The sequence below is a fragment of the Centipeda periodontii DSM 2778 genome, assembly GCF_000213975.1.
Classification (GTDB): Bacteria; Bacillota; Negativicutes; order Selenomonadales; family Selenomonadaceae; genus Centipeda; species Centipeda periodontii.
In genome coordinates this window covers 719,662-740,058 of sequence record NZ_GL892076.1, presented here as the reverse complement: position 1 = coordinate 740,058, position 20,397 = coordinate 719,662, and the positions used below count along the sequence as shown (strand labels likewise).

Genomic DNA, 20,397 nt, shown 5'->3' with positions numbered 1-20,397 from the left:
CAAGGAAATAAATCGGACGCACAACAGAACCTATGCAGAGGGTTTGCCTCCTCAATCGGATGAAAAACCTACGCCAATCGGAAGGTCTATTTTATCAGCGATTCCCTAGTCCCAACCTTGCAGTTCCCAATACCGCTCCGCCGCGTCGACAATGGCATAGAAGCCGTTCGTGCGCGCAGTATCGGTGGAGATGCGCACGAGCTTCCAGCGCCCGTCCGTCTGACGCGCGAGCTCCATCGTGACGGACGCCTCCGGCAGGAGCCGACCGTAGTCACTCTCATCGCCGCGCACAATGCAGATAGCGTGCGCGCGGTCGCCCTCGGTCACGGCGGACCCCATGCTTGCCGTATAGTGCGCGGCAAATGCACGCATCTCATCGGACCCCCAGCGTGCATTCCCCTCCTCCTTCGTCACGGGCACGCGCTCTGCGTCGAAGTAGTAGTCCAGTGCCATGCGTGCCGTACCGATGTACTCCGCACGGTGCTCCGCCATATAGCTGCGCATAAATGCGGTATCGTGACGGAAGAACCAGTCGTACGGGTGCCGCTCGTGGAGTGCCGCGATGTTGTCCGCGAGGAGCGCGCTCGCGTCCTCGTGCATCGCGGTGAGCACAGCATCCTCATCGACGTATTCATCAAAGAGCTTCCGATCCTCGGTCGTCACCGCGCGCGCGATCTGCATGAGTGCCGCCTCGGGTGTGCGGTCGCGATACCGGCAGTAGCCCGTGTATGCGCCGCCGATCAGCGCGGCAATCACGAGCACGACAACGACAAGGCGCAGACTGCGTGTCATGGATTTCCCTCCTCTGTTATAGTGTCCGTGTATGAAACTTTTCACTTCTGCACGCGCTTTGCCGCCTCGCCCGAGGCGTAGGCGAAATGCGTGCGCAGATAGGCATCCACACGCTCGCCGATGTATTTCTTACCTGCGAGATCGGGGTGCAGTCCGTCGGTGGTATACCCCGCCTCGAGCTCTCCGTTCTCATCCGAGAGCACGGTCGAAACGTCGAGGCTGTACTCCTGCTGCACAACCCAGTGGTTGATGTAGTCACGATGCGCCCACCAGTCGGCCGGCGGCGTTGTGATGGTCATGCGCGCGGTCATCATCGCGGGGCGGATGGGCGTCACCGTCAAAAAGATCGGCGTGATGCCGTACATTTTGCATTTGTCGCGCAGGGCGGCAAGGTTGCGCACGCTCTCCGCGCCGAAAATGCCGCTGCGGTAGTCGTTGACGCCGCCCATGATGAGGAGGACGCGCGGGGAAAAGGGCAGCACGTCGCGCTCAAAGCGCGCGAGCAGTTCCGCCGTCGTGTCACCGCTGTGCCCGAGATTTTTGATGGGAACGGTGCAGTACGTTTCCCAATCGTAGAGCCGATACGAGGGCGGTACGGTGATCGCCCCGCCGCCGTGGGTGATGCTGTCCCCGAGCGCTGCAATCGGTGTACGGTCAGCTACGGTAAACGTGCCGTAGTTCGACCAGTTCGACAGCGGCTTGCCCGCCGCTGTCACGGCACGCACATGATAGACGTAGGTGCCCGGTACGGTAAACGGCTCATCGTCATAGACATCGTACTCGCCCGCGCGCAGTGTATGGATATAGCGATCATACGTGCCCTCACGGCGGTAGACCTCGACCTCGTGCACGGTCTGCCCCGCAAGCGGGATCCATGAGTAGACGGGGTAAAGCGGCGCATACGCCATATCTGCATACTCCGTTGTCAGCACGGGCGCCGTTGGATCCGCTTTCTCTCCGCGTACGGGGCGCGGCACCGACCACGCGGTGAGCGGGGCTCCGTCGTAGTCGAGCGGCCGCACGCTCCAATAGAGATGATCGGCCGTTCCATATCCTGCAAGCGGCAGATGCAGCCCCGTCGTATAGACACGATCCATCGTCTCCCGCACCCGCATTGTACCGTCCGGCATGCTCTCCGTAAGCTGCACCGCGTAGCGTACCGCCGCAGGATAGGGCTGCCAATGCAGAAGTACAGACGATATGCGCTCCTCTTGGGACACCATCTGCGCGTGCTCACGCTCCACCTGCTCCGTGATTTCCTGCATGGCGCGCTCCGCCTCCCCTCTCGCCTGTGCCGTGTGACGCGGCAGATTTTTTACAGCCGCCTCCGCGGGCAGGATTGTGAGCATGGTGCAGGCAGCAAGGAGCATCCCCACGCTCCGCCCGAATATCCCAAGTCGCATTTAGTCCTCTTCCACATGTTTGATATACTCTTCCCCGATTGCCTCCCGCGCGGCGGCAAGGGTTGGCGCAAGGAGTTCCTGCGCCTCTGCACGTGTCGGTGCTGCTGCCGTGACGCGCACGAGACAGCCGTCCTCCTTCGCATACGTCGCAACGGAGGGATTCTCCCCATCGACGAGTGTGCCAAGGCGGTCGGCGACGGGCGACTCGCCGACGGGCAGCCCCTTCTCCGCCATCGAATAGAGCTTGATATTCATGGAAACAAAAACCTTATCGCTCTTACCGCGCAAAAAGACCTTGCACGCCGTATCGAACATCGGCTTCATCTCCTTCGGCGGACCGGGGAGCATGATGCACGCGCGGCCATCCTTCTCAATGATGACGCCGGGTGCCGTGCCGTTGTCATTCTGCAGGACGAGCGCACCCGAGGGCACAGTCGCCTGTTTGCGCATACTCGCGCTGAGCGGGATGCCGCGCTTTGCTGCGCGTTCCTCCAGACGGCGCAGCGTCTCGGGATCCTCCACGGGCGTGCAGCCGAAGTAGGAAATCAGCATCTCCTTCGTCAGATCGTCCTTCGTCGGCCCGAGTCCGCCCGTCGTGATGACGCAGTCCGCGCGCGTGTATGCGATGTCGAGCGCGGCGCGCAGGCGCTCCGGATTGTCCCCCACAACAGTCTGATAGTACGCGTCCAGTCCCATATGCGCCAGTTTGCGCGCGATGTGCTGCGCATTCGTGTTCACAATGCTTCCCATGAGCAGTTCCGTGCCCACGCTGATGATTTCAACGATCATGCAATACTCCTTTGGAAGAAATACAGAAATTTTCTAGCCTATTTTACTATAAAAGTCCTATATAGAAAAGGTGATTTCATATTTTTTGTCGAAAATATGATGGTAATGTATTATACGATAAAATCCTGAAAACACAAAGGAAAACAACTTGAAGCAAATCATTCTGAATGCGGACGATTTCGGACGGCATGAGCTCATCAACCGAGCAGTGGAGCGCTGTGTGGCGGACGGGGTGCTGCGCTCGGCGACGCTCATGCCGGGCGGCGCGGTGTTCGACGACGCGGCGGCGCTTGCCGCGCGCACGCCCGCACTCGGCGTCGGCATCCACCTGACACTCGTAAACGGGAATCCCGTGCTGCCGCCCGCAGCGATTCCGTCGCTCGTGACGGAGACGGGCGTATTTGTCGACGACCATACGGCGTTTGCCATGCGCCTCCTGCGCGGCAGGGTAAGCCTTGATGAAGTGCGCGCGGAGCTGGCGGCGCAGCTGCGGCGCGTGGAGGCGGCGGGGATTCACCCGACGCACGCGGACAGCCACCAGCATATGCACGTCCTGCCGCACATCATCGACATTGTGCTCGACCTCTGCCGCGCGGCAAAAATTCCTGCCATGCGCGCACCGCGCGCGCCGCTCTTCGCGGGGAACTTCGGCGGCGTTGGGCAGCTCATCGGACGCACGGGGCTTGCCGTACTCGCGCGCCGTGCAGCGACAAAGGCGCGGCGGCGCGGCATCCGCACGCCCGATCACTTTGCGGGCATTGTCGCGGGCGAGGCGGTCGATACGCGCGCGCTCACGAAGATCGCAGCACAGCTCAAGGACGGCACAACAGAGGTCATGCTCCACCCCGGCACAGACAATGCCGTGCTGATCCGTGACTGCCTCTGGGAGCACGACTTTGAGGCAGAGTTCGCCGCCGTCTGCGCGCCTGCCGTGCAGGATGCACTCGCTGCGTCGGGCGCGGAGATTGTCAATTTTCACGTGTTCGCGGAGTGAGCACGTGCATGTATCCATGACATTTCACTGCGTCTGTGCTACAATACAATCCATATCCATCTATTGAAAGGAGCTGCATACACCCTTGGACAGTTCCCTATCCGATCTTCTTGCACTCACCCTGCTTATCGTTTGCCTCTCCGCGAACGCCTACTTCGCACAGATCGAGACAGCGCTCACCGAGTCCCACCGCGGACGCCTCGAACGCCTCGCGGATGACGGCGACAGCGATGCCGCGCAGGCGCTCGCCCTGCTCGAGCATTCCGCACCGCCCCTTGCCATGGCACAGGCGGGCGTCACCTGCACGAGCCTCCTGATGGGACTCGGCATTGGACTCCTCGTCGCGCCGACCTTCGGGCGTTTTCTCGCGAAGCTCCTTCCCGGCATGGAGGTCTTTGCTGCCGCGCTCGTCCTCAGCATTCTCGTGATGACCGCGCTGAACCTGCTCTTCGGAGACTTCCTGCCCAAGCAGATCGCCCTACAGGATCCCGAGGCCATCCTCATGCGCAGTCACCGCACGATCCACCTGCTCACGCGCCTCACAGCGCTACCGAGCGCAGCACTTGTCTCCGTCTCGCGCGGTCTCCTGCTGCTCTTCGGACTCAATCCCGAGAATCGCACCCCCGCAACGGAGGACGCCGTCAAGGATCTCATGGAACAGGGCACGGAGGACGGCACCTTTGAAAAGGCGGAGCAGGACATGGTCGACCGCATCTTCCACATGAGCGACCAGACCGCCTCTGCCCTCATGACCCCGCGTACACAGATCGCGTGGATCGACCTCGCCGAGACGCGCGCCGAGCAGCTGCGCGTTATTCGCGCGGCGGCGCACGAGGTGTTCCCCGTCGCCTACGAGAACCTTGACGATTTTCGCGGCGTCGTCTACGCAAAGGAACTTCTCGACGCAGCACTCGACGGCACGGAAATTGACCTCGCGGACTACATCCGGAGGCCCCTCTTCGTCCCGCGCACAATGGAGGGGCTGCGTGTCCTCGAGAAATTCCGCACGGGCGCCATCCACGAGGCGGTCGTCCTCGACGAGTACGGCGGCGTCGTCGGCTTCATAACGATGGGCGACATCATGGAGGAGATCATCGGCAGCGCGGACGAGGACGCGCCCGCGAGCACACGCATGGGTGCGGAGGAAACGACAAGCTGGGTCTTTGACGGTCTCTTCCCCATCGACGAGTTCAAAGAGGAGTTCGGCATTGACGAACTGCCCGACGAGGATCACGACCACTTTCACACGCTCGGCGGCTTCGTCACCGCGCAGATCGGCCGCATCCCCAAGGTCGGCGAAATCTGCACATGGGACGACTACATCTTCGAGGTGCTGCGCATGGACCGCGCGCGCGTCGCCCAAATCCGTATGACGCGAACAGAGCATTCAGATGGGGAAAGCTAAGAGGACACGCTCCATCCCGTTTCCGATCCCCTGAGCCTCCCCCGTCGAAACGAGGGAGGTGGCACGCGTCAGCGTGACGGAAGGGGCGCCTCATAGGAATCACAAAACATAGAGGGAGAAATACCATGAACGAACGCATTTATAACTTCAACCCCGGCCCCGCCGTCCTGCCCGAGGACGTACTGAAAGAGGTACAGAGCGAGCTGCTGAACTTTAACGGCACGGGCATGTCCATCCTCGAGATCAGTCACCGCGCCCCCGCCTACGACGAAGTCCACGCACAGGCAAAGGCAGACATTCTCGAACTCATGGGACTCGGTGCGGACTACGATGTCGTCTTCACCACCGGCGGCGCAAGCCAGACCTTCGCACTCATCCCGCTGAACTTCGCCACAGAGTCCCACCCCGGCAGCTATGCCCTCTCCGGCTCATTTGCGCAAAAGGCATACGAGGAAGCCGTGAAGCTCGGCGTCGGCACCGTTGCCGCCTCGACCAAGGAGGAGAACTATGTCCGCGTCCCGCGGCAGGACGAGCTGAACATTGCGCCCAGTGCCGCCTACCTCCACATCTGCCTCAACAACACCATCTACGGCACGGAGTACCACTACACCCCCGAGACAGGCGGCGTGAAGCTCTTTGCCGATATGTCCTCCGACATCCTCTCGCGCCCGTGGGACTTTTCCTCCTACGACTTCATCTATGCGGGCGTGCAGAAGAACCTCGGACCTGCGGGCGTCGTCCTCAACGTCGCAAAGAAGGAACTGCTCGAAAACACCCCCGCCGAACTCCCGACCATGTTTCGTTATGCGACCTTCCTAAAGAACGACTCCCTCTACAACACCCCACCCGTCTTCGCCATCTATATGGTCGGCAAGACCGTCCGCTGGATCAAGAAACACGGCGGACTTGCCGCCATGGGCGAGGCGAATGCGAAGAAAGCCGCCCTCCTCTACGACGCCATCGACTCATCGGGCGGCTTCTATCGCGGACACGCAGAGAAGGACAGCCGCTCGCGCATGAACGTCACCTTCCGCCTCGCGAGCGAATCTCTTGAGGCGGACTTCGTCGCGCAGGCAAAAGAGCTCGGACTCAGCGGCATCAAGGGACACCGCAGCGTCGGCGGCATGCGTGCCTCCATCTACAACGCCATGCCCCTCGCAGGAGTCGAGAAACTTGCGGCGTTTATGGCAGACTTCCGCAAGAAGCACTGACAGTTTGTAATCCCTATAAAGGTTGCTGTACGAAACGCTCCCGCTTCGTACAGCAACCTTTTTCATTCCCACAAAATCGCCCGCAAACGCTTGACAGTGGGGCTGTTGCACGAAACAAACGTGCAACAGCCTCAAATTTTGTGCAAAAAACACGAAATCGTTGCACTTGAAGTGTACATCAAGAATCCCCCGGCTTTCGCTGTGGGGAGTATGTCAAGCCGTCCTGTCCTTCTGCTCGCGGTACTCACTGAAGAGAGCCATGATAAGCCCCGTGAGCATCAGCCCGCGCCGCTTTGCATCCTGCTCCAACCATCGCTTTAGCTCCGGTGAAACTCGTAAGAAAACTGATACTCTCATGTAGCCCTCCTGTTAGCTTTATGCTATAATTTTGCTAGCATACGATCCCCCCATAAAGGGACGGAAACCGTGAACCTGCGTTCAAAAACATTATCGCCCTTGCGGACTACCTCGACGTATCGCTTGACTACCTCGTCGGCAGAACTGATAACCCGGAGGTCAATAAATGACGATAACCACCATAGAAAGGAGCTGATCTGCTATGACCGTCGCCATACATCTAAACCAACGCGACGCCCGCCTTTTCAAGAAGCACGCCGCTCGTTCCGGTATGTCCCTGTCCGACTTTGCCACACTCTCCATGCGCGAACGAATGGAAGACGAGCTTGATCGGCAGGCATACGAGGAAGCGATGAAAGCGTTCCGCGCAAATCCCGTGACCTACACACTGGAAGAAGTAGAGAAGGAGCTTGGGCTTTCGTGAACTATCGTGTCGTTTTCAGTGCACAAGCGAAAAAAGCTCTGAAGAAACTTGACCGCCACGTGTACGCAATGATAGTCACTTGGATTCGACGTAATCTTGAAGGATGCGACAACCCGCGCCTTCATGGTAAAGGTCTGACCGCTAATCGCAGTGGTCAGTGGCGTTACCGAATCGGCGACTACCGCCTTATTGCCGACATTCAAGACGATATTGTTGTGATCTTGATTGTGACCGTCGGGCATCGCCGTGATGTTTATGACTAGCCCCCTGCTCGTGCAGGGGCTTTTCTTTTGCCATCCACTCACCTCCTCTCGCGGTTGTTGTGGGGCCGTTGCACAAAACGAACGTGCAGCAGCCTCAATTTTGTGCAAAAAACACAGAAGCCGGTGTTTTCAAACACCAGCTTCTAGCGTAAAATATGAGTATGCAGAAACAAATTTTACACAAGGATTATAGGAATCGCTGATAAAATGAAGTCCGTCAGATTGGCGTAGATTTTTTCGTCCGATTGAGGAGGCAAACCGGACGCAGAGTGGTGCTCTGTGGAGGATTTGCCGACGAAAAGCGGGCAAAAAAGATGCGTCAAGGTGATGGCGCTGAATTTATCAGCGCTTCCTATACATCCTACGGAGGCACATTTCAACCCAGCCTCTCCCTCAACTTTGAATTTCAAATGGTTCATTGTAAAATGAAATCGGACACATAAAAAAGTAGAACATACAGAATCAATCTGGTAAAATATCTTTGCACAAACACCACCAGGAGGTTCTGTATACCCCACCTTCATTCTACCACAAAACGCCGCACATTCAAACACTTAAACGCCTATCAGCGCGGGCAGATCGAAGCGATGCTGCGTCTCGGTGTCCCAAGGTGAAAATCGCCAAAGACCTTGGCATCGCCCGCTCCACCTTGTACGAGGAAATAAAGCGCGGCACGGTAACGCAGAAGCGTTCCGATTGGACTGATATTGTCAAGAACAGTTGACAAATTTCTCACAAGGGAACGAACGTTTAAGTGGTTGCGGCAATAGAGTCATAGAACTGTCGCCGCTTCACCATCGGAGGAAGCCCACCGTTTGTTGAACAAATTCGGCGGTTGTTCCAATAGCTCATGAAGTATCGCCAAACAAGAACCTTCAATTCTTCGGTTGTCATTTTCTTTGTGTCATAGCGTCCGTAGAGAAGCTCCGACTTCATACGTGCCCACAAACTCTCACAACGCGCGTTATCATGACAGCGTCCACCGGCACTGTTCATGCTTTGACGGATTCCATAGTTTTTGATTGCCTCCCGATACAGCTGACTCGTGTACTGGCTGCCGCGATCCGAGTGCAGGATTGCTCCCCTGAGCATTGGGTAGGAAATCATGGCGTTATCAAGCATCTGCACACACAGAGAAGCCTTCATATGCGTATCCATAGAAAGTCCGAGCACGCCGGCGTCATAGCAGTCAAAGAGTGCTGAAACATAGAGTTTTCCATCACACGCAGGAATCTCTGTCATGTCAGTGACACACTTGGAAAGCGGTGTGTCGGCATGAAAATCACGGTGCAGGAGATCCTCCGACATCTGTGCCTGCCGATCTGCTTTTGTGATACCGTTCGGCTTATGATTGGGACGATGACTTAAGCCGATCTCTTCCATGATGCGGTAAACGGTGCGTTCACTCGGAACATGGATGCCTTCTGGCTGCTTGCTCTTGAGTGCCTGATACATGCGGATTCTTCCGTAGGTATCGTTGCATTCATCCGTTGCATGGATCTGCATCATGGCATCGGCAAGTTCCTGATATTTCCATGGGCGGTCTTTGCTTACCAGATACTGATAAAATCCCTGTCTTGTGACATGGAGCAGTCTGCAATAAAAACTGATATTCCCTTTGTGTGCGCCGTCTGCTGTCTTGAACGCAATAAACTTCATACGTTCGTTTTTGTTGACTTCAGACGGCTCGCGGCGAAAAAACGCTTGCTTCTTCCAGAAAGTCATTCTCTTTCTTCAGACGTCGAATTTCCTTATCCTGTGCCTTGATCTGGGCGCGCAGCTGTACGAGCTCCTCGTGCAAGCTCAGGGCACTCTGCGGTGTTTGCGTGCCGCACCCAAGATCCAAATATCCAAGCCGGTGTGCGCATGTCCATGTATACTCGTGTTCTTGGAAATTCCTAGCTCTTTGGCGGCTTTCGCTTGACCGATTTCCTGCGCCAGCTTGATTGCCTGCACCTTAAATTCGTGATCGTATTGCCTGTTTGCTGCCATTTTGACCGCTCCTTCTCCTCTTTGACTTTATCTAAAATCCTTGCGAAGAAGTTGTCAACTTTATTTATACAACATCATTTTTGGCACGCAAGAGAAATGACAATCTTGCAAAAAAGAGGAAATCCCTATAAAATATAGGTAGATCATTTGATTTGAGGTGATTATCATCGAACTCGAACAAAAGAAAATTCGATACCTTGAGAAGATCAAACAGCTTCGGTTGATGGATGACACGTTCTTTAACAGCTGCTTTGATGGGAATATCCCCTGCATGGAGGTCGTGCTCCGTGCCGTCATGGAAAATGATCGTCTGCGCGTGACGGAGGTCATCACGCAGCAGAGTGTGCCGAACCTCTATGGTCGTTCCGTACGATTTGACGCACTCGCGACGGATGGCGAGAACATCTACGATGTGGAGATTCAGCGCAGCGACGAGGGTGCAATTCCCCGTCGTGCGAGATTCAACAGCAGCATGATTGATTCTCGCGAGGTCAGCAAGGGAACGCTCTTCCCCGACCTGCCGGAGACCTACGTCATCTTTATCACCGAGCATGACATATGGAAGCGAGGAAAACCGCTCTACAAGGTGCGGAGAACATTCGAGGACACCGAGGAGGTATTTAACGACGGCACGCATATTCTCTACGTCAACGGGGAATGCCAGAGCGAAAGCCCGCTGGGGCGTCTCATGCACGACTTCTTTTGCAGTGATCCGAACGATATGTACAGCGACGTGCTCGCCGAACGCGTACGCTTTTTCAAAGAAGATGAAAAGGGGGTTGCCGCTATGTGCAAGGTAATGGAAGAAATCTACAACGACGGTATTGCTATTGGCGAAGTTCGCGGCGAGGTTCGTGGTGAAATTCGCGGTGCAGAAACAGAACGTATAAAAAGCATCAAGAACCTCATTTCAAGCCTAGGCATCACCGCCGAGGCTGCGATGGACGCGCTGAAGATTGCCAAGTCCGATCAGCCAAAGTACCTGGCACTCCTATAACGGAGAAAGGTGCATCACGTTTCTCCGAAAAGTGATGCACTGTCCAGCAGAGTATTGTCCCCTCGTCCCGCCTGTCCATGCAAATAACAGGGTATGGATACCACCACAAACACGGGTATTCTGCAAAAAAGGCATCGGACAAGGGACAAAAGAGAGCTTTTTGTCCGCTGAGAAGGAAATCAAACAGTCCCTTCCAAGAGTTCAAAAGTGATGCACAAACGAATGCGAGGATGCGGCACGGCATCCTCGTTTTCTATGTCAGCTCCCCTCATTTCGAGCACCATAAAATCCACTTTCAAAATCTCGTGTGCCCAAAATGTGCCCAAAATCGTATTTTTCACCAAAAAATGCGTGCAGAAAAGGCTTCGTGGAAATCTCCACGAAGCCTTATTTTTCAATGGCAGAGAGGGTGGGATTCGAACCCACGGTGGCTCATCACCACACTTGATTTCGAGTCAAGCACCTTCGACCACTCGGACACCTCTCCATGCGCTTATGCGACATGACGCATTATAGCACAGTAGGGAGCGCATTGGCAAGGGCTTTTTTCGAAAGTGAGGTGACTCATGCATCACTGCTCACAACATCCTCACACCTCGGCGAGTGCCTCCTCAAGATCCGCAATCAGGTCATCGATGTGCTCAATGCCGATGGAGAGGCGCACTGTCCCCTCGCCGATGCCGGAGGCGGCAAGCTCCGCCTCGTTCATCTGGGAGTGTGTGGTGGTCGCGGGGTGAATGACGAGGGACTTCACGTCCGCGACGTTTGCGAGGAGGGAGAAGAGTGTCAGCTTGTCGATAAAGCGGAACGCCGCCTCACGCCCGCCCACGATATCAAAGGTAAAGATGGAGATGCCGCCGTGCGGGAAGTACCGCTTGTAGATTTCGTGGTCAGGATGGTTGGGCAGGGAGGGATGGTTGACCTTCGCGACCTTCGGGTGCTTCGCGAGGAAGTCCACGATCTTCAGCGCGTTCTCGACGTGACGCTCGACGCGCAACGACAGTGTCTCAAGCCCGTGAATGAAGTAAAACGCGCTCTGTGGTGCGATTGCCGCGCCCGTGTCGCGCAGGATGAGTGCACGAAGATAGACGACGAATGCGACGGAGCCGAGCGCATCGACAAAACTCACGCCGTGATAGCTCGGGTTCGGGTCGGTAAGGTGCGGGAAGCGTCCCGACGCCTTCCAGTCGAACGTACCGCCGTCGACGATCACGCCGCCGAGGCTCGCGCCGTGTCCACCGAGGAACTTGGTCGCCGAGTGCACAACGATGTCCGCGCCATGCTCGATCGGGCGCAGGAGGTACGGCGTTGCAAAGGTGTTGTCGATGACGACGGGCACGCCCTGCGCGTGCGCTGCCGCAGCGACCGCCTCGATGTCGATGAGGTCGGCGTTCGGGTTGCCGACGGTCTCGATGAAGACGCACTTCGTATTCGGGCGGATCGCCTCCGCGAAGCCCTGTGCGCCCGCCTTCGGATCGACGAAGGTCACGTCGATGCCCCACTCCTTCACCGTATGCGCGAGGAGGTTGTACGAGCCGCCATAGATGGTCTGCTGCGCGACGATGTGATCGCCCGCATGGGCAAGCCCTTGGAACGTCGCCGTGATCGCCGCCGCCCCCGAGGCGAACGCGAGTGCCGCCGCACCGCCCTCAAGCGCCGCGATGCGCTTCTCGAACACATCCTGCGTGGGGTTCATGAGCCGCCCGTAGATATTGCCCGGATCCTTGAGTGCGAAGCGGTCGGCGGCGTGCTGCGCATTGTGGAATACATAGGACGTCGTCTGGTAGATCGGCACGGCACGCGCATCCGTCACGGGATCCGCCTGCTCCTGTCCAACGCGTACCTGCAGGGTTTCAAAATGGTATTTTTTCTCGCTCATGGTAAGTCCCCTTTTCCATTTCCGAAAACACATAGTTTATAGCTATGAACTATATACAAAACATCGGATTTGTCAAGGAAAACTTTCATTGAGATTCAGGTTTTGCATTATTTAATAATTACTATTGACAAGTAGCGATGCCTGCGCTATAATTGCAGACGTAATGAGATATGAAACAGATGCCACGGCATCTGCGGAACAACAAAACGAAAGGGGAATTACTATGAACAAGGAAATCACAAACGCACTCAACGGATACATCGCCAACATCGGCGTCGGCTACATCAAGCTGCACAATCTCCACTGGAACGTCGTCGGCTCGCAGTTCAAGGCGGTACACGAGTATCTTGAGTCACTCTACGACGCATTCGCGGACGTGCTTGATGAGAGCGCCGAGATCCTCAAGATCTGCGGTGAGCAGCCGGTCGCGAGCCTCAAGGGCTACCTCGCGATCGCGACGATCAAGGAGCTCGCCGATGAGAAGGTTGATCAGAAGAAGGCACTCCAGCTGACGCTCGCTGACCTCGAACTCCTCCGCGACCAGGCGGCATCGATCCGTGCCCTCGCTGATAAGGACGATGTCTTCGGCATCGCCAACCTCATGGAGGATCACATCACCAACTACGCAAAGCAGATCTGGTTCCTCCGCTCCATGCTTGCGTAATTACAGTCCATTCTTCCTTGCTTCCCATATACACGAAAACGCCGTACCGATTGGTACGGCGTTTTTTGTATGACATTTTCTCTTGTTTCATTTCCCGCGCAGTCTTTCACAACAGCGTAGATTCTCTTCATAGTATGCTACGCGCGACATCACGCCGCGACAGTGCGCGTCATAGTAGTCATCGACGCGGCAGATCGCTGGACGCTCGGCGTAGATGGTGCAGAGATTCGTCGTACGGTTCAGATATTTGCACACGCCGTCTGCATCCGCAAGGTCTTTGCCAAGGGGCGACTGTCCGACTGCACGGCAACACGCACCGCATTGCTGACACGGGAACATTATTTTGCTTCGTCGGTAGAAGCAGGAGCGGGTTGTGCATCCTCACCTACAGGAGGCGCTATGGCGGACTCCTGCGCGGACGCAAGCGTAGCGGGTGCGGCGGGGTCTGCGGAGGGGGCAGACACTTCCGCTGTCATGGCAGGTGTACTCTGTGCCGCAGGTGGCGCAGTTTTTGTAGGGGCAGACACTTCACCGACCTCGGCAGACGAGTTCTGTGTCACAGGTTTTCCAGCTACAGTCCCTTCTGGCGTCTCCTCGGGCGGGTCGATCTCAAACGAGATTTCCTTCTTTTCGCGCAGTTCCTGTGCTGCGGCGGGTTTGAGGTATTTCAACTGCCGCGTTGTTTGTGAGGACTCCTGCATCCATTTACCATCACTAGTAGGATAGTAAAGTTCAAGTTTAATTAAAAACACGTTTTCATCAACATATTGAAAGGTAAGCTGTCCTGCGATCAGTGAATCCTGTGCTCTCTGCTTAGCAGAAGCCATATACGAATCAAGTCTCTCCGTATAGAATTTGGCAGCTTCATCAATATCCATTTCTCGGTGAAAATTGGTAATGCTTCCAAAGAGCTTACAGAGTCCATCGATTGTTTCCTTCACCTTCAGAAGAGCACGATCCACCCCATCAAGTTCACGAGATACCATCTTGATTCCTCCGTCTCTCAGTTAACCAGCCATTTCGAGTTCCAGCTCCTGACTGATCTCGGCTGCTTCTCCCGTCTGTTGCTTTTGTCTCAGGATTTTTTCACGGATATGAGGGGGAACTTGATTTTCAGAAATATTTCTTCTTGTGGTTTCTTCCACCCACTGCCCACTTTCTTCCTGATAGTAAACTTTATTCATGATGCTGATAAGATGCTCGCCGGCTTTGACAATCAAATCACCCAAAAACTGCATCTCATACGGAAGATGAGGACTGATACGCGCCCATGCCTTCTTAAAGCGGGGTACAAAGTCGCGTACCCAATCGACGATATCATCCCAATTTGCGACCAACGCAACGCCACCAAGCAGAAGCCCTGCTGCAATCAATGCCGGAATCATACACTTCTCTCCTTCATGTATTCATCAAAAAAACGCAATCAAATGAGCGCGTTACAATTTGCTCATCGTTCCTTTTGCAAGCTGTTTTTTGACATAGTCCTCCGAAACATAACGCACCTGCGTTTCCGAATCATCCTTTTTGTCCTTCTCATTCCCTCCGCTCATTGCCTTTTTGACGGCAATCCCGCCCGCTACGGCGGCTGCTCCTGCGGCTGCAGCTCCTGCTGCCGCTCCCACTGTGGTTCCGCCTGTCAACATTGCCACTCCTGCGGCGATTGCCGGTATCATAAAAAGGCTCCTTCCCCCATCATCTTGGACGGATTCTCGACTTTCCCCTTTGCGAGCTGTTCTTTGACGTACGCCTCTGAAACAGGACGCACCGTGGTCTTTGGCTCGCGCTCCCGGTTCGCCTCCTTGCTGTGCAGGATGTCCTCGACCGCCGCATAGAAATACTCCGACGGGACGCTCGTCTCCCGTTTTCGTGCGGCACGAAATGCTGCGTTGAGGATTGCGTTCGATATATCGCTCCCCGTCAGCCCGTCATACTTCGCCGCAATTTCCGAAATATCAAGGGTCTGCGGCAGTTCGGCGGGGATGTACTTCGCCCATATTTGACGACGGCATTCCTCGTCGGGCAGCTCAAACTTCACGTGCATGGAGATGCGCCGCATAAAGGCAGGATCAAAGTTCGAGATAAAATTCGTCGCAAAGATGATAAAGTCCTGATACTCGTTCATTGCCATGAGCATAACGGAGCGCGTCTGATTGACACTGACATCCGTCGCATTGTTCATATTCGTGACGCGGCGACTGAGGATGGCATCCGCCTCATCAAAGAAGATGATGCTCCCCGTCTCCTTGCCCGCCTCGAACACCTTGCGAATGTTCTTCGGTGTTTCACCGACATATTTCGACTCGACGTCCGCATAGTTGACAATGATGATCTTGCGCCCGAGATGCTTTGCGATGGCGTGTGCCGCCATTGTTTTCCCCGTTCCCGGCTCGCCATAGAGATTGATGCCGATGCGCTTGGAATACTTGTGCGTGCGCTCAAGCCCCCAGTCCTCGAACACAACCTTACTGTTCTCGGCGTAGTCCGCAGCATTGAGGATCTGTTCGCGCACATGCTCCGGCAGGATCATATCGTCAAAGGTATACTTTGGCTCCTCCGGTACAAAGGTATCCGATGCTTTCTCCGCTGTATTGCTTTTGACGTCTGTCGATGACATCTCCGCGCGCGGTTCGACACGTTTTCCCAGTCCCATAAAACTCCTCCATCTTACCATTTCCTTAAAAATCCTTAAAAAATATTATACCCCCCCCCCCCGCGTATGGCAAGCGCTTTTTTAGGAAAATTTCCGTATGTGTCGATCCTTTTTTCCCTAGGGAATCACTGATAAAATGAAGTCCGTCAGATTGGCGCAGATTTTTCGTCCGATTGAGGCAGCAAACCGGACGCATAGCCAAAGCTATGTGGAGGATTTGCTAACGAAAAGCGGGCAAAAAAGATGTGCTAAGATGGCGGTGCTGAATTTATCAGTGATTCCCTAGACACCTAAAAATCGCCCCAGCACGCACTGTGCCGAGGCGATTTTTCTTTTACATGGTTTCCCCGTCCTTCATCTCCTGCCGGTCGCGATAGATGTCCGTGATGACGATCTTGATGATGACGATGAAGGGGACGGCGAGGAACATCCCCGCCGCGCCGAGGACTTCTCCGCCGAAGACGACGCCGAGAATAACTGCGACGGGGTGGAGGTGGAGGCTCTTGCCGACGAGGGCGGGATAGACGACGTTGTGATTCACCTGCGTGAGCGCAACGTAAAAGAGCGCGGTCTGCACGGTCAGCTCCCGCGCCGCCGAGGCGGTCATGATGATGCCGAGCGCCGAGGCTACGGTGGGTCCAAGCACGGGGATGAACTCGCTGATGCCGGAGAGCAGGGCAAAGACGGAGGCATACGGCAGCCCCATCAGTTTGAAGTAGGCGAATACGACCAGCCCTGTGATAAAGCACATAACGAGCTGACTGCAGATGTAGACGCGCAGTGCGATGAGGAGCGTATCGAAGAGGCGGAGGACGCGCGCACGGGAATTATGCGGAAAGAGTCCCGTCAGCCAGAGTTTGATATCCGCGCCGTCCTTCAGCAGATAGAACGATACGAAAATGATGATGACAAAGTCGATGACCTTCCCGAATGCGACGAGGATGAAGGAGAGTGAGGCACGCAGCAGGTCCGCGCCGACGCTGCGCAGACGGTCGAGGATGTTCACGAATTCGTTTTGAACAAAATCCGTGTCCGAAAGAACGGGAAGCTGCTGCAGACTCTGACCGATGGTCGGCAGTTCCGCCACGAACCGCTGAAAGGACGGGAGGACGGAACGTGAGATGATGCTCGCGAGTGCGGCGAGCACGAGGATGAACGCAATGATGGCGATTGCCGACGCGACCGCGCGCGGCATCCGCCGCACCTCCATAAAATCCACGACAGGCTTTAGGAGGAGCTGCAGGAGCAGCGAGAGGAAGACGATAAATGCAAAATCCTGATAGAACCAAAACGTCGAGAGCAGTATCGTGAATGTCACGGCGAGGATGATGGACGTGCGGTAGCTTCCGAGATTCATAGGCGCCTCCTTTCTGTATATGATATTGAATTATAACTTGTCCCGATAATTTTCACGCATATGAAAGAATCCGACAATGTAGACGATGGTTTCCTCAATGCGATAAATAAGAAGATAGTTGTGATGCGGGAGGGTAACCTTCCGATATTCCTTTGCGCGAAGGCAGGTATCACGGCATAGCGGAAAGGCTTCCGGCAGATGTTCCAATCGCTCGTAGACGGCTGCAAGATCATCCAAGATGCTACGCGCCGCATTGGGATTGCATAGTGTCTGCACGATGTACGCAATGCACGCGTCAATCTGCGCATCCACATGCACAGGAACAATAAGTCTATAGCGCATATTTCAGTCTCGTGCGGGCAAGCGCCTCCTGCGCGTCATGTACGCGCCCTGCCTCGATATCCTCCTCGGCACGAGCAATCTCGCGGTAGATATGTCCCCGCTCCTGCATATTTTCATACGTCTCCATGCTCATAAAGACCATATCGCCGTAGCCGTTCTTCGTGACGTAGATCGGTTCGTTACTCGCGTGACACATCTCCGAGATGCGCGCGGTATCCTTGAGATCCTTGATGGGAATAATCTGTGGCATGATGCACCGCCTTTCTGCAATGGGATAATTATACCATAGTTTATTTGATAATTCGACGGATGAATCGATAACTTTTCACGCGCTCTATTGACCGATGCGGGGAGACCGCTTATACTTTTATTATACGATATGTCTGTTCGTCCGTATGAAGAAGGTGTTCACCATGCCGATTATCTGTATGTTTGACGGAATCAAAATCTATATTTATGTCGAGCGAAACGAACGTCACAGCGTCCCTCACCTCCACGCGTATTACGCCGAGCACAGCATTGTCGTCGATTTCGAGGGCAACGTGCTTGAGGGCAGTCTCCCACGTAAGAAACAAGCAATGCTCGTCGCGTGGACAATGATGCATGAGGACGAGCTGCGCGCGAACTACGATCTGATGCTCGAGGGGCAGCTCCCGTTCCGCATTGATCCACTTCGCTGATCGGAGGTACATTATGCGAATCCACCCTATCGCTGTAAAGCCCCTAAGTAATTATATCCTGAGCGTGACTTTCTCCAACGGGGAGCACCGGCACTTCGATGTAAAGCCCTATTTGGACCTCCCCTTTTTTACCCCGCTCAAAAACGTCGAGCAGTTTCGACAGGTCTTTGTCAACGACTTTACAGTCGAATGGAAAAACGGCAGAGACATTGCTCCGCACGAGCTCTATGACGATTCTGTACCAGCCCCGACTGTCGTCTGACAAAACAGCATAAAAACGCCCCAACCGATGCGGTTGGGGCGTTTCCATATACCTCTTACGCTCCGGGTGTCGGAGCCTTTGCCGTCTGCAAACGCGCTGCAGCACGCTTGAGGGCGAGGATGGCACGCTGTTCGTCGATGATGCCATCCTGTGTATCGGGGCTCTCGTGCAGGAGCTGCAGACGCTCCTGTGCGCGCTCGTAGGCGCGCTGTGCGCGGAGGACGTCGATCTCGATCGGCTCTTCCGCAGCGGTTGCGAGAACGGTGATCTTCTCGGGTGTGACCTCCATGAAGCCGCCCGCCACAGCGATAAGCTGTTCCTTGGCGTCGACATGAATCTTCATGGCATGCGGCTGAAGTCCCGTGACGAGGGGGATGTGCTTCGGCAGGATGCCGATCTCGCCGCCCGTGGAGCGGGCGATGAGCATGTCGATATCGGCGGCGTAGACCATGCGGTCGGGAGATACGATCTCCAGCTTGATGGTCGCCATCCGTCAGCCCTCCTCTTTGAGCTTCTTCGCCTTTTCGAGGGCCTCTTCGATGCCGCCGACCATGTAGAAGGCTGCCTCGGGGAGTTCGTCGTGCTTGCCGTCGAGGATCTCGCGGAAGCCGCGGATCGTATCCTTGAGTGCAACGTACTTGCCGGGCGAGCCCGTGAAGACCTCCGCGACCGCGAACGGCTGCGAGAGGAAGCGCTGGATCTTACGCGCACGTGAAACGGTGAGCTTGTCCTCGTCGGAGAGTTCCTCCATGCCGAGGATGGCGATGATGTCCTGCAGCTCCTTGTACTTCTGCAGAACCGCCTGTACGCCGCGCGCAACCTCGTAGTGCTCCTGCCCGATGACGTGCGGGTCGAGAATACGCGAGGTGGAGTCGAGCGGATCGACGGCAGGGTAGATGCCGAGCTCGGCGATCTGACGCGAGAGAACCGTCGTCGCATCCAGATGCGTAAAGGTCGCAGCCGGCGCGGGGTCGGTCAGGTCGTCCGCAGGGACATAGACCGCCTGCACGGACGTGATCGAGCCCTTTTTCGTGGTCGTGATACGCTCCTGCAGAGCGCCGACGTCGGTCGTCAGCGTCGGCTGGTAGCCAACGGCGGACGGCATACGTCCGAGCAGAGCCGAGACCTCGGAGCCTGCCTGGATGAAACGGAAGATGTTGTCGACGAAGAGCAGCACGTCCTGCCCCTGCACGTCGCGGAAATACTCTGCCATCGTCAGCCCCGTCAGCGCCACGCGCATACGGGCTCCGGGCGGCTCGTTCATCTGACCGTAGACGAGCGCGGTCTTGTCGATAACGCCCGACTCGGTCATCTCCGACCAGAGGTCATTGCCCTCACGCGTACGCTCGCCGACGCCCGCAAAGACGGAGTAGCCGCCGTGTTCGGTCGCGATGTTGTGAATGAGCTCCATGATGAGAACCGTCTTGCCGACACCTGCGCCACCGAAGAGTCCGATCTTGCCGCCGCGCGAGTACGGCGCAATCAGATCGACGACCTTGATGCCCGTCTCAAGGATCTGTGTCGATGTCTCCTGATCGTCGAACTTCGGCGCGGGGCGGTGGATCGGCCAGCTCTCCTTGTTGCCGACGGGCTCCGGGTTGTGATCGACGGTCTCGCCGAGCACGTTGAAGACGCGCCCGAGCGTCGCCTCGCCGACGGGCACCTTGATCGGTGCGCCCGTGTCGTCCGCCTCCATGCCGCGCATCAGGCCGTCGGTGGAGCTCATGGCGATGCAGCGCGTGACGCTGTCACCGAGATGCTGCATGACCTCGACCGTGAGATTGATCTCCTGGTCGGCAGCCTTGCCCTTGATCTTGATGGCGCTTAAGATCTCCGGCAGTTCGCCCGCCGGAAACTCGATATCTACGACAGGCCCGATGACCTGTACGACTTTACCTTTTGCCAATGGAAAACCTCCTTACCTCCATGTACGCAC

28 protein-coding genes, 1 tRNA gene and 1 pseudogene are annotated in these 20,397 nt (G+C 56.0%); 11 read left to right on the top strand and 19 right to left on the bottom strand.

Annotation, left to right across the window (positions count from 1 at the left end):
- Positions 1-105: 105 nt before the first annotated feature.
- From HMPREF9081_RS03285 to HMPREF9081_RS03275, 3 genes are read right to left on the bottom strand one after another with little or no spacing between them, the layout of a single operon-like run.
- On the bottom strand, positions 106-792 hold the full coding sequence (locus HMPREF9081_RS03285) for a hypothetical protein (RefSeq protein WP_006305555.1): 687 nt from the start codon (positions 790-792) through the stop codon (positions 106-108).
- Positions 793-833: 41 nt separating this feature from the next.
- Positions 834-2,195, bottom strand: a complete 1,362-nt coding sequence (locus HMPREF9081_RS03280) for an SGNH/GDSL hydrolase family protein (protein ID WP_006305554.1) — start codon at positions 2,193-2,195, stop codon at positions 834-836.
- Positions 2,196-2,984 (bottom strand): molybdopterin-binding protein, encoded by a 789-nt coding sequence (locus tag HMPREF9081_RS03275; protein ID WP_006305553.1) that lies wholly within the window; start codon positions 2,982-2,984, stop codon positions 2,196-2,198.
- 148 nt (positions 2,985-3,132) lie between these two features.
- Here HMPREF9081_RS03275 and HMPREF9081_RS03270 point away from each other — a divergent pair, with 148 nt between their 5' ends.
- The 3 genes from HMPREF9081_RS03270 to serC all read left to right on the top strand — a co-directional run bounded on the left by HMPREF9081_RS03270 (position 3,133) and on the right by serC (position 6,594).
- On the top strand, positions 3,133-3,978 hold the full coding sequence (locus tag HMPREF9081_RS03270) for a ChbG/HpnK family deacetylase (RefSeq protein WP_006305552.1): 846 nt from the start codon (positions 3,133-3,135) through the stop codon (positions 3,976-3,978).
- 85 nt (positions 3,979-4,063) lie between these two features.
- The gene (locus HMPREF9081_RS03265; RefSeq protein WP_006305551.1) at positions 4,064-5,383 is read left to right on the top strand and encodes a hemolysin family protein; all 1,320 of its coding nucleotides are present in this window, start codon (positions 4,064-4,066) and stop codon (positions 5,381-5,383) included.
- Between the two features lie 125 nt (positions 5,384-5,508).
- The gene (gene serC / locus HMPREF9081_RS03260) at positions 5,509-6,594 is read left to right on the top strand and encodes a 3-phosphoserine/phosphohydroxythreonine transaminase (protein WP_006305549.1); all 1,086 of its coding nucleotides are present in this window, start codon (positions 5,509-5,511) and stop codon (positions 6,592-6,594) included.
- Between the two features lie 213 nt (positions 6,595-6,807).
- Here serC and HMPREF9081_RS14065 read toward each other — a convergent pair whose 3' ends face one another.
- Positions 6,808-6,951, bottom strand: a complete 144-nt coding sequence (locus HMPREF9081_RS14065; RefSeq protein WP_006305548.1) for a hypothetical protein — start codon at positions 6,949-6,951, stop codon at positions 6,808-6,810.
- 202 nt (positions 6,952-7,153) lie between these two features.
- Here HMPREF9081_RS14065 and relB point away from each other — a divergent pair, with 202 nt between their 5' ends.
- The 3 genes and pseudogenes from relB to HMPREF9081_RS14780 form a co-directional block, all read left to right on the top strand.
- On the top strand, positions 7,154-7,375 hold the full coding sequence (gene relB, locus HMPREF9081_RS03255) for a type II toxin-antitoxin system RelB family antitoxin (protein WP_006305547.1): 222 nt from the start codon (positions 7,154-7,156) through the stop codon (positions 7,373-7,375).
- Positions 7,372-7,638: a type II toxin-antitoxin system RelE family toxin gene (locus HMPREF9081_RS03250; protein WP_006305545.1), complete on the top strand. Its 267-nt coding sequence runs from the start codon at positions 7,372-7,374 to the stop codon at positions 7,636-7,638. The genes relB and HMPREF9081_RS03250 overlap by 4 nt, the downstream gene beginning before the upstream one ends.
- A gap of 509 nt (positions 7,639-8,147) precedes the next feature.
- A pseudogene (locus HMPREF9081_RS14780) lies at positions 8,148-8,341 on the top strand (helix-turn-helix domain-containing protein); the annotation flags it as partial.
- Positions 8,342-8,388: 47 nt separating this feature from the next.
- Here the strand turns inward: HMPREF9081_RS14780 and HMPREF9081_RS03245 are convergent.
- The 3 genes from HMPREF9081_RS03245 to HMPREF9081_RS14185 are packed head-to-tail and all read right to left on the bottom strand — an operon-like array spanning position 8,389 to position 9,630.
- Entirely contained in the window at positions 8,389-9,297 is a 909-nt protein-coding gene (locus tag HMPREF9081_RS03245) for an IS3 family transposase (protein ID WP_040394390.1), read from the bottom strand.
- Positions 9,298-9,316: 19 nt separating this feature from the next.
- The gene (locus HMPREF9081_RS14715) at positions 9,317-9,439 is read right to left on the bottom strand and encodes a hypothetical protein (RefSeq protein ID WP_280956274.1); all 123 of its coding nucleotides are present in this window, start codon (positions 9,437-9,439) and stop codon (positions 9,317-9,319) included.
- Between the two features lie 2 nt (positions 9,440-9,441).
- Positions 9,442-9,630 carry a hypothetical protein gene (locus HMPREF9081_RS14185; protein WP_006305541.1) on the bottom strand — a complete coding sequence of 63 codons (189 nt, stop codon included), beginning with the start codon at positions 9,628-9,630 and terminating at the stop codon, positions 9,442-9,444.
- Positions 9,631-9,787: 157 nt separating this feature from the next.
- Here HMPREF9081_RS14185 and HMPREF9081_RS03235 point away from each other — a divergent pair, with 157 nt between their 5' ends.
- Entirely contained in the window at positions 9,788-10,627 is an 840-nt protein-coding gene (locus HMPREF9081_RS03235) for a PD-(D/E)XK nuclease family transposase (RefSeq protein ID WP_006305540.1), read from the top strand.
- A 398-nt stretch (positions 10,628-11,025) separates the two neighbouring features.
- Here HMPREF9081_RS03235 and HMPREF9081_RS03230 read toward each other — a convergent pair.
- Positions 11,026-11,114 (bottom strand) — tRNA-Ser (locus tag HMPREF9081_RS03230).
- A 102-nt stretch (positions 11,115-11,216) separates the two neighbouring features.
- Positions 11,217-12,506, bottom strand: a complete 1,290-nt coding sequence (locus HMPREF9081_RS03225; protein WP_006305538.1) for an O-acetylhomoserine aminocarboxypropyltransferase/cysteine synthase family protein — start codon at positions 12,504-12,506, stop codon at positions 11,217-11,219.
- A 223-nt stretch (positions 12,507-12,729) separates the two neighbouring features.
- On the opposite strand from HMPREF9081_RS03225, the gene HMPREF9081_RS03220 reads away from it, so the two are divergent.
- Entirely contained in the window at positions 12,730-13,170 is a 441-nt protein-coding gene (locus HMPREF9081_RS03220) for a Dps family protein (protein ID WP_040394387.1), read from the top strand.
- Positions 13,171-13,257: 87 nt separating this feature from the next.
- On the opposite strand, the gene HMPREF9081_RS03215 is transcribed toward HMPREF9081_RS03220, so the two are convergent.
- The 5 genes from HMPREF9081_RS03215 to HMPREF9081_RS03195 are packed head-to-tail and all read right to left on the bottom strand — an operon-like array spanning position 13,258 to position 15,820.
- A complete protein-coding gene (locus tag HMPREF9081_RS03215; RefSeq protein ID WP_006305536.1) occupies positions 13,258-13,509 on the bottom strand; it encodes a YkgJ family cysteine cluster protein in 252 nt (83 codons plus the stop codon).
- Entirely contained in the window at positions 13,509-14,156 is a 648-nt protein-coding gene (locus tag HMPREF9081_RS03210) for a hypothetical protein (protein WP_006305535.1), read from the bottom strand. The genes HMPREF9081_RS03215 and HMPREF9081_RS03210 overlap by 1 nt, the downstream gene beginning before the upstream one ends.
- 21 nt (positions 14,157-14,177) lie before the next feature.
- Positions 14,178-14,555, bottom strand: coding sequence for a hypothetical protein (locus HMPREF9081_RS03205; RefSeq protein ID WP_006305534.1), 378 nt, complete (start codon positions 14,553-14,555; stop codon positions 14,178-14,180).
- Positions 14,556-14,606: 51 nt separating this feature from the next.
- The gene (locus HMPREF9081_RS03200; protein ID WP_006305533.1) at positions 14,607-14,843 is read right to left on the bottom strand and encodes a hypothetical protein; all 237 of its coding nucleotides are present in this window, start codon (positions 14,841-14,843) and stop codon (positions 14,607-14,609) included.
- Positions 14,840-15,820 (bottom strand): ATP-binding protein, encoded by a 981-nt coding sequence (locus HMPREF9081_RS03195; protein ID WP_006305532.1) that lies wholly within the window; start codon positions 15,818-15,820, stop codon positions 14,840-14,842. The genes HMPREF9081_RS03200 and HMPREF9081_RS03195 overlap by 4 nt, the downstream gene beginning before the upstream one ends.
- A gap of 136 nt (positions 15,821-15,956) precedes the next feature.
- Between HMPREF9081_RS03195 and HMPREF9081_RS14370 the strand changes: the two genes are divergently transcribed.
- Positions 15,957-16,106, top strand: a complete 150-nt coding sequence (locus HMPREF9081_RS14370; RefSeq protein WP_245529845.1) for a secretion protein HlyD — start codon at positions 15,957-15,959, stop codon at positions 16,104-16,106.
- Positions 16,107-16,154: 48 nt separating this feature from the next.
- On the opposite strand, the gene HMPREF9081_RS03190 is transcribed toward HMPREF9081_RS14370, so the two are convergent.
- From HMPREF9081_RS03190 to HMPREF9081_RS03180, 3 genes are read right to left on the bottom strand one after another with little or no spacing between them, the layout of a single operon-like run.
- Positions 16,155-17,177, bottom strand: coding sequence for an AI-2E family transporter (locus tag HMPREF9081_RS03190; protein WP_006305530.1), 1,023 nt, complete (start codon positions 17,175-17,177; stop codon positions 16,155-16,157).
- Positions 17,178-17,207: 30 nt separating this feature from the next.
- Positions 17,208-17,519, bottom strand: a complete 312-nt coding sequence (locus HMPREF9081_RS03185) for a type II toxin-antitoxin system RelE/ParE family toxin (protein ID WP_006305529.1) — start codon at positions 17,517-17,519, stop codon at positions 17,208-17,210.
- Positions 17,509-17,769 (bottom strand): type II toxin-antitoxin system Phd/YefM family antitoxin, encoded by a 261-nt coding sequence (locus HMPREF9081_RS03180; protein WP_006305528.1) that lies wholly within the window; start codon positions 17,767-17,769, stop codon positions 17,509-17,511. The genes HMPREF9081_RS03185 and HMPREF9081_RS03180 overlap by 11 nt, the downstream gene beginning before the upstream one ends.
- Positions 17,770-17,932: 163 nt before the next feature.
- On the opposite strand from HMPREF9081_RS03180, the gene HMPREF9081_RS03175 reads away from it, so the two are divergent.
- Together HMPREF9081_RS03175 and HMPREF9081_RS03170 are read left to right on the top strand one after the other, a co-directional pair.
- Positions 17,933-18,199, top strand: a complete 267-nt coding sequence (locus HMPREF9081_RS03175) for a DUF4160 domain-containing protein (protein ID WP_040394384.1) — start codon at positions 17,933-17,935, stop codon at positions 18,197-18,199.
- Positions 18,200-18,212: 13 nt separating this feature from the next.
- Complete coding sequence (locus HMPREF9081_RS03170; protein WP_040394382.1) at positions 18,213-18,461, top strand: DUF2442 domain-containing protein; 249 nt, start codon at positions 18,213-18,215, stop codon at positions 18,459-18,461.
- A gap of 55 nt (positions 18,462-18,516) precedes the next feature.
- Here HMPREF9081_RS03170 and HMPREF9081_RS03165 read toward each other — a convergent pair whose 3' ends face one another.
- Together HMPREF9081_RS03165 and atpD are read right to left on the bottom strand one after the other, a co-directional pair.
- Positions 18,517-18,951: a F0F1 ATP synthase subunit epsilon gene (locus HMPREF9081_RS03165; protein WP_006305525.1), complete on the bottom strand. Its 435-nt coding sequence runs from the start codon at positions 18,949-18,951 to the stop codon at positions 18,517-18,519.
- Between the two features lie 3 nt (positions 18,952-18,954).
- A complete protein-coding gene (gene atpD / locus HMPREF9081_RS03160) occupies positions 18,955-20,367 on the bottom strand; it encodes a F0F1 ATP synthase subunit beta (protein WP_006305524.1) in 1,413 nt (470 codons plus the stop codon).
- Positions 20,368-20,397 lie beyond the last annotated feature (30 nt).

Coding starts and splice junctions, on each gene's coding strand:
- HMPREF9081_RS03285 (WP_006305555.1), bottom strand. CDS start 792: ATGACACGCAGTCTGCGCCTTGTCGTTGTCGTGCTCGTGATTGCCGCG.
- HMPREF9081_RS03280 (WP_006305554.1), bottom strand. CDS start 2,195: ATGCGACTTGGGATATTCGGGCGGAGCGTGGGGATGCTCCTTGCTGCC.
- HMPREF9081_RS03275 (WP_006305553.1), bottom strand. CDS start 2,984: ATGATCGTTGAAATCATCAGCGTGGGCACGGAACTGCTCATGGGAAGC.
- serC (WP_006305549.1), top strand. CDS start 5,509: ATGAACGAACGCATTTATAACTTCAACCCCGGCCCCGCCGTCCTGCCC.
- HMPREF9081_RS14065 (WP_006305548.1), bottom strand. CDS start 6,951: ATGAGAGTATCAGTTTTCTTACGAGTTTCACCGGAGCTAAAGCGATGG.
- relB (WP_006305547.1), top strand. CDS start 7,154: ATGACCGTCGCCATACATCTAAACCAACGCGACGCCCGCCTTTTCAAG.
- HMPREF9081_RS03245 (WP_040394390.1), bottom strand. CDS start 9,297: ATGAAGTTTATTGCGTTCAAGACAGCAGACGGCGCACACAAAGGGAAT.
- HMPREF9081_RS14185 (WP_006305541.1), bottom strand. CDS start 9,630: ATGGCAGCAAACAGGCAATACGATCACGAATTTAAGGTGCAGGCAATC.
- HMPREF9081_RS03225 (WP_006305538.1), bottom strand. CDS start 12,506: ATGAGCGAGAAAAAATACCATTTTGAAACCCTGCAGGTACGCGTTGGA.
- HMPREF9081_RS03220 (WP_040394387.1), top strand. CDS start 12,730: ATGAACAAGGAAATCACAAACGCACTCAACGGATACATCGCCAACATC.
- HMPREF9081_RS03215 (WP_006305536.1), bottom strand. CDS start 13,509: ATGTTCCCGTGTCAGCAATGCGGTGCGTGTTGCCGTGCAGTCGGACAG.
- HMPREF9081_RS03210 (WP_006305535.1), bottom strand. CDS start 14,156: ATGGTATCTCGTGAACTTGATGGGGTGGATCGTGCTCTTCTGAAGGTG.
- HMPREF9081_RS03205 (WP_006305534.1), bottom strand. CDS start 14,555: ATGATTCCGGCATTGATTGCAGCAGGGCTTCTGCTTGGTGGCGTTGCG.
- HMPREF9081_RS03200 (WP_006305533.1), bottom strand. CDS start 14,843: ATGATACCGGCAATCGCCGCAGGAGTGGCAATGTTGACAGGCGGAACC.
- HMPREF9081_RS03195 (WP_006305532.1), bottom strand. CDS start 15,820: ATGGGACTGGGAAAACGTGTCGAACCGCGCGCGGAGATGTCATCGACA.
- HMPREF9081_RS14370 (WP_245529845.1), top strand. CDS start 15,957: ATGAAGTCCGTCAGATTGGCGCAGATTTTTCGTCCGATTGAGGCAGCA.
- HMPREF9081_RS03190 (WP_006305530.1), bottom strand. CDS start 17,177: ATGAATCTCGGAAGCTACCGCACGTCCATCATCCTCGCCGTGACATTC.
- HMPREF9081_RS03185 (WP_006305529.1), bottom strand. CDS start 17,519: ATGCGCTATAGACTTATTGTTCCTGTGCATGTGGATGCGCAGATTGAC.
- HMPREF9081_RS03180 (WP_006305528.1), bottom strand. CDS start 17,769: ATGCCACAGATTATTCCCATCAAGGATCTCAAGGATACCGCGCGCATC.
- HMPREF9081_RS03175 (WP_040394384.1), top strand. CDS start 17,933: ATGCCGATTATCTGTATGTTTGACGGAATCAAAATCTATATTTATGTC.
- HMPREF9081_RS03170 (WP_040394382.1), top strand. CDS start 18,213: ATGCGAATCCACCCTATCGCTGTAAAGCCCCTAAGTAATTATATCCTG.
- HMPREF9081_RS03165 (WP_006305525.1), bottom strand. CDS start 18,951: ATGGCGACCATCAAGCTGGAGATCGTATCTCCCGACCGCATGGTCTAC.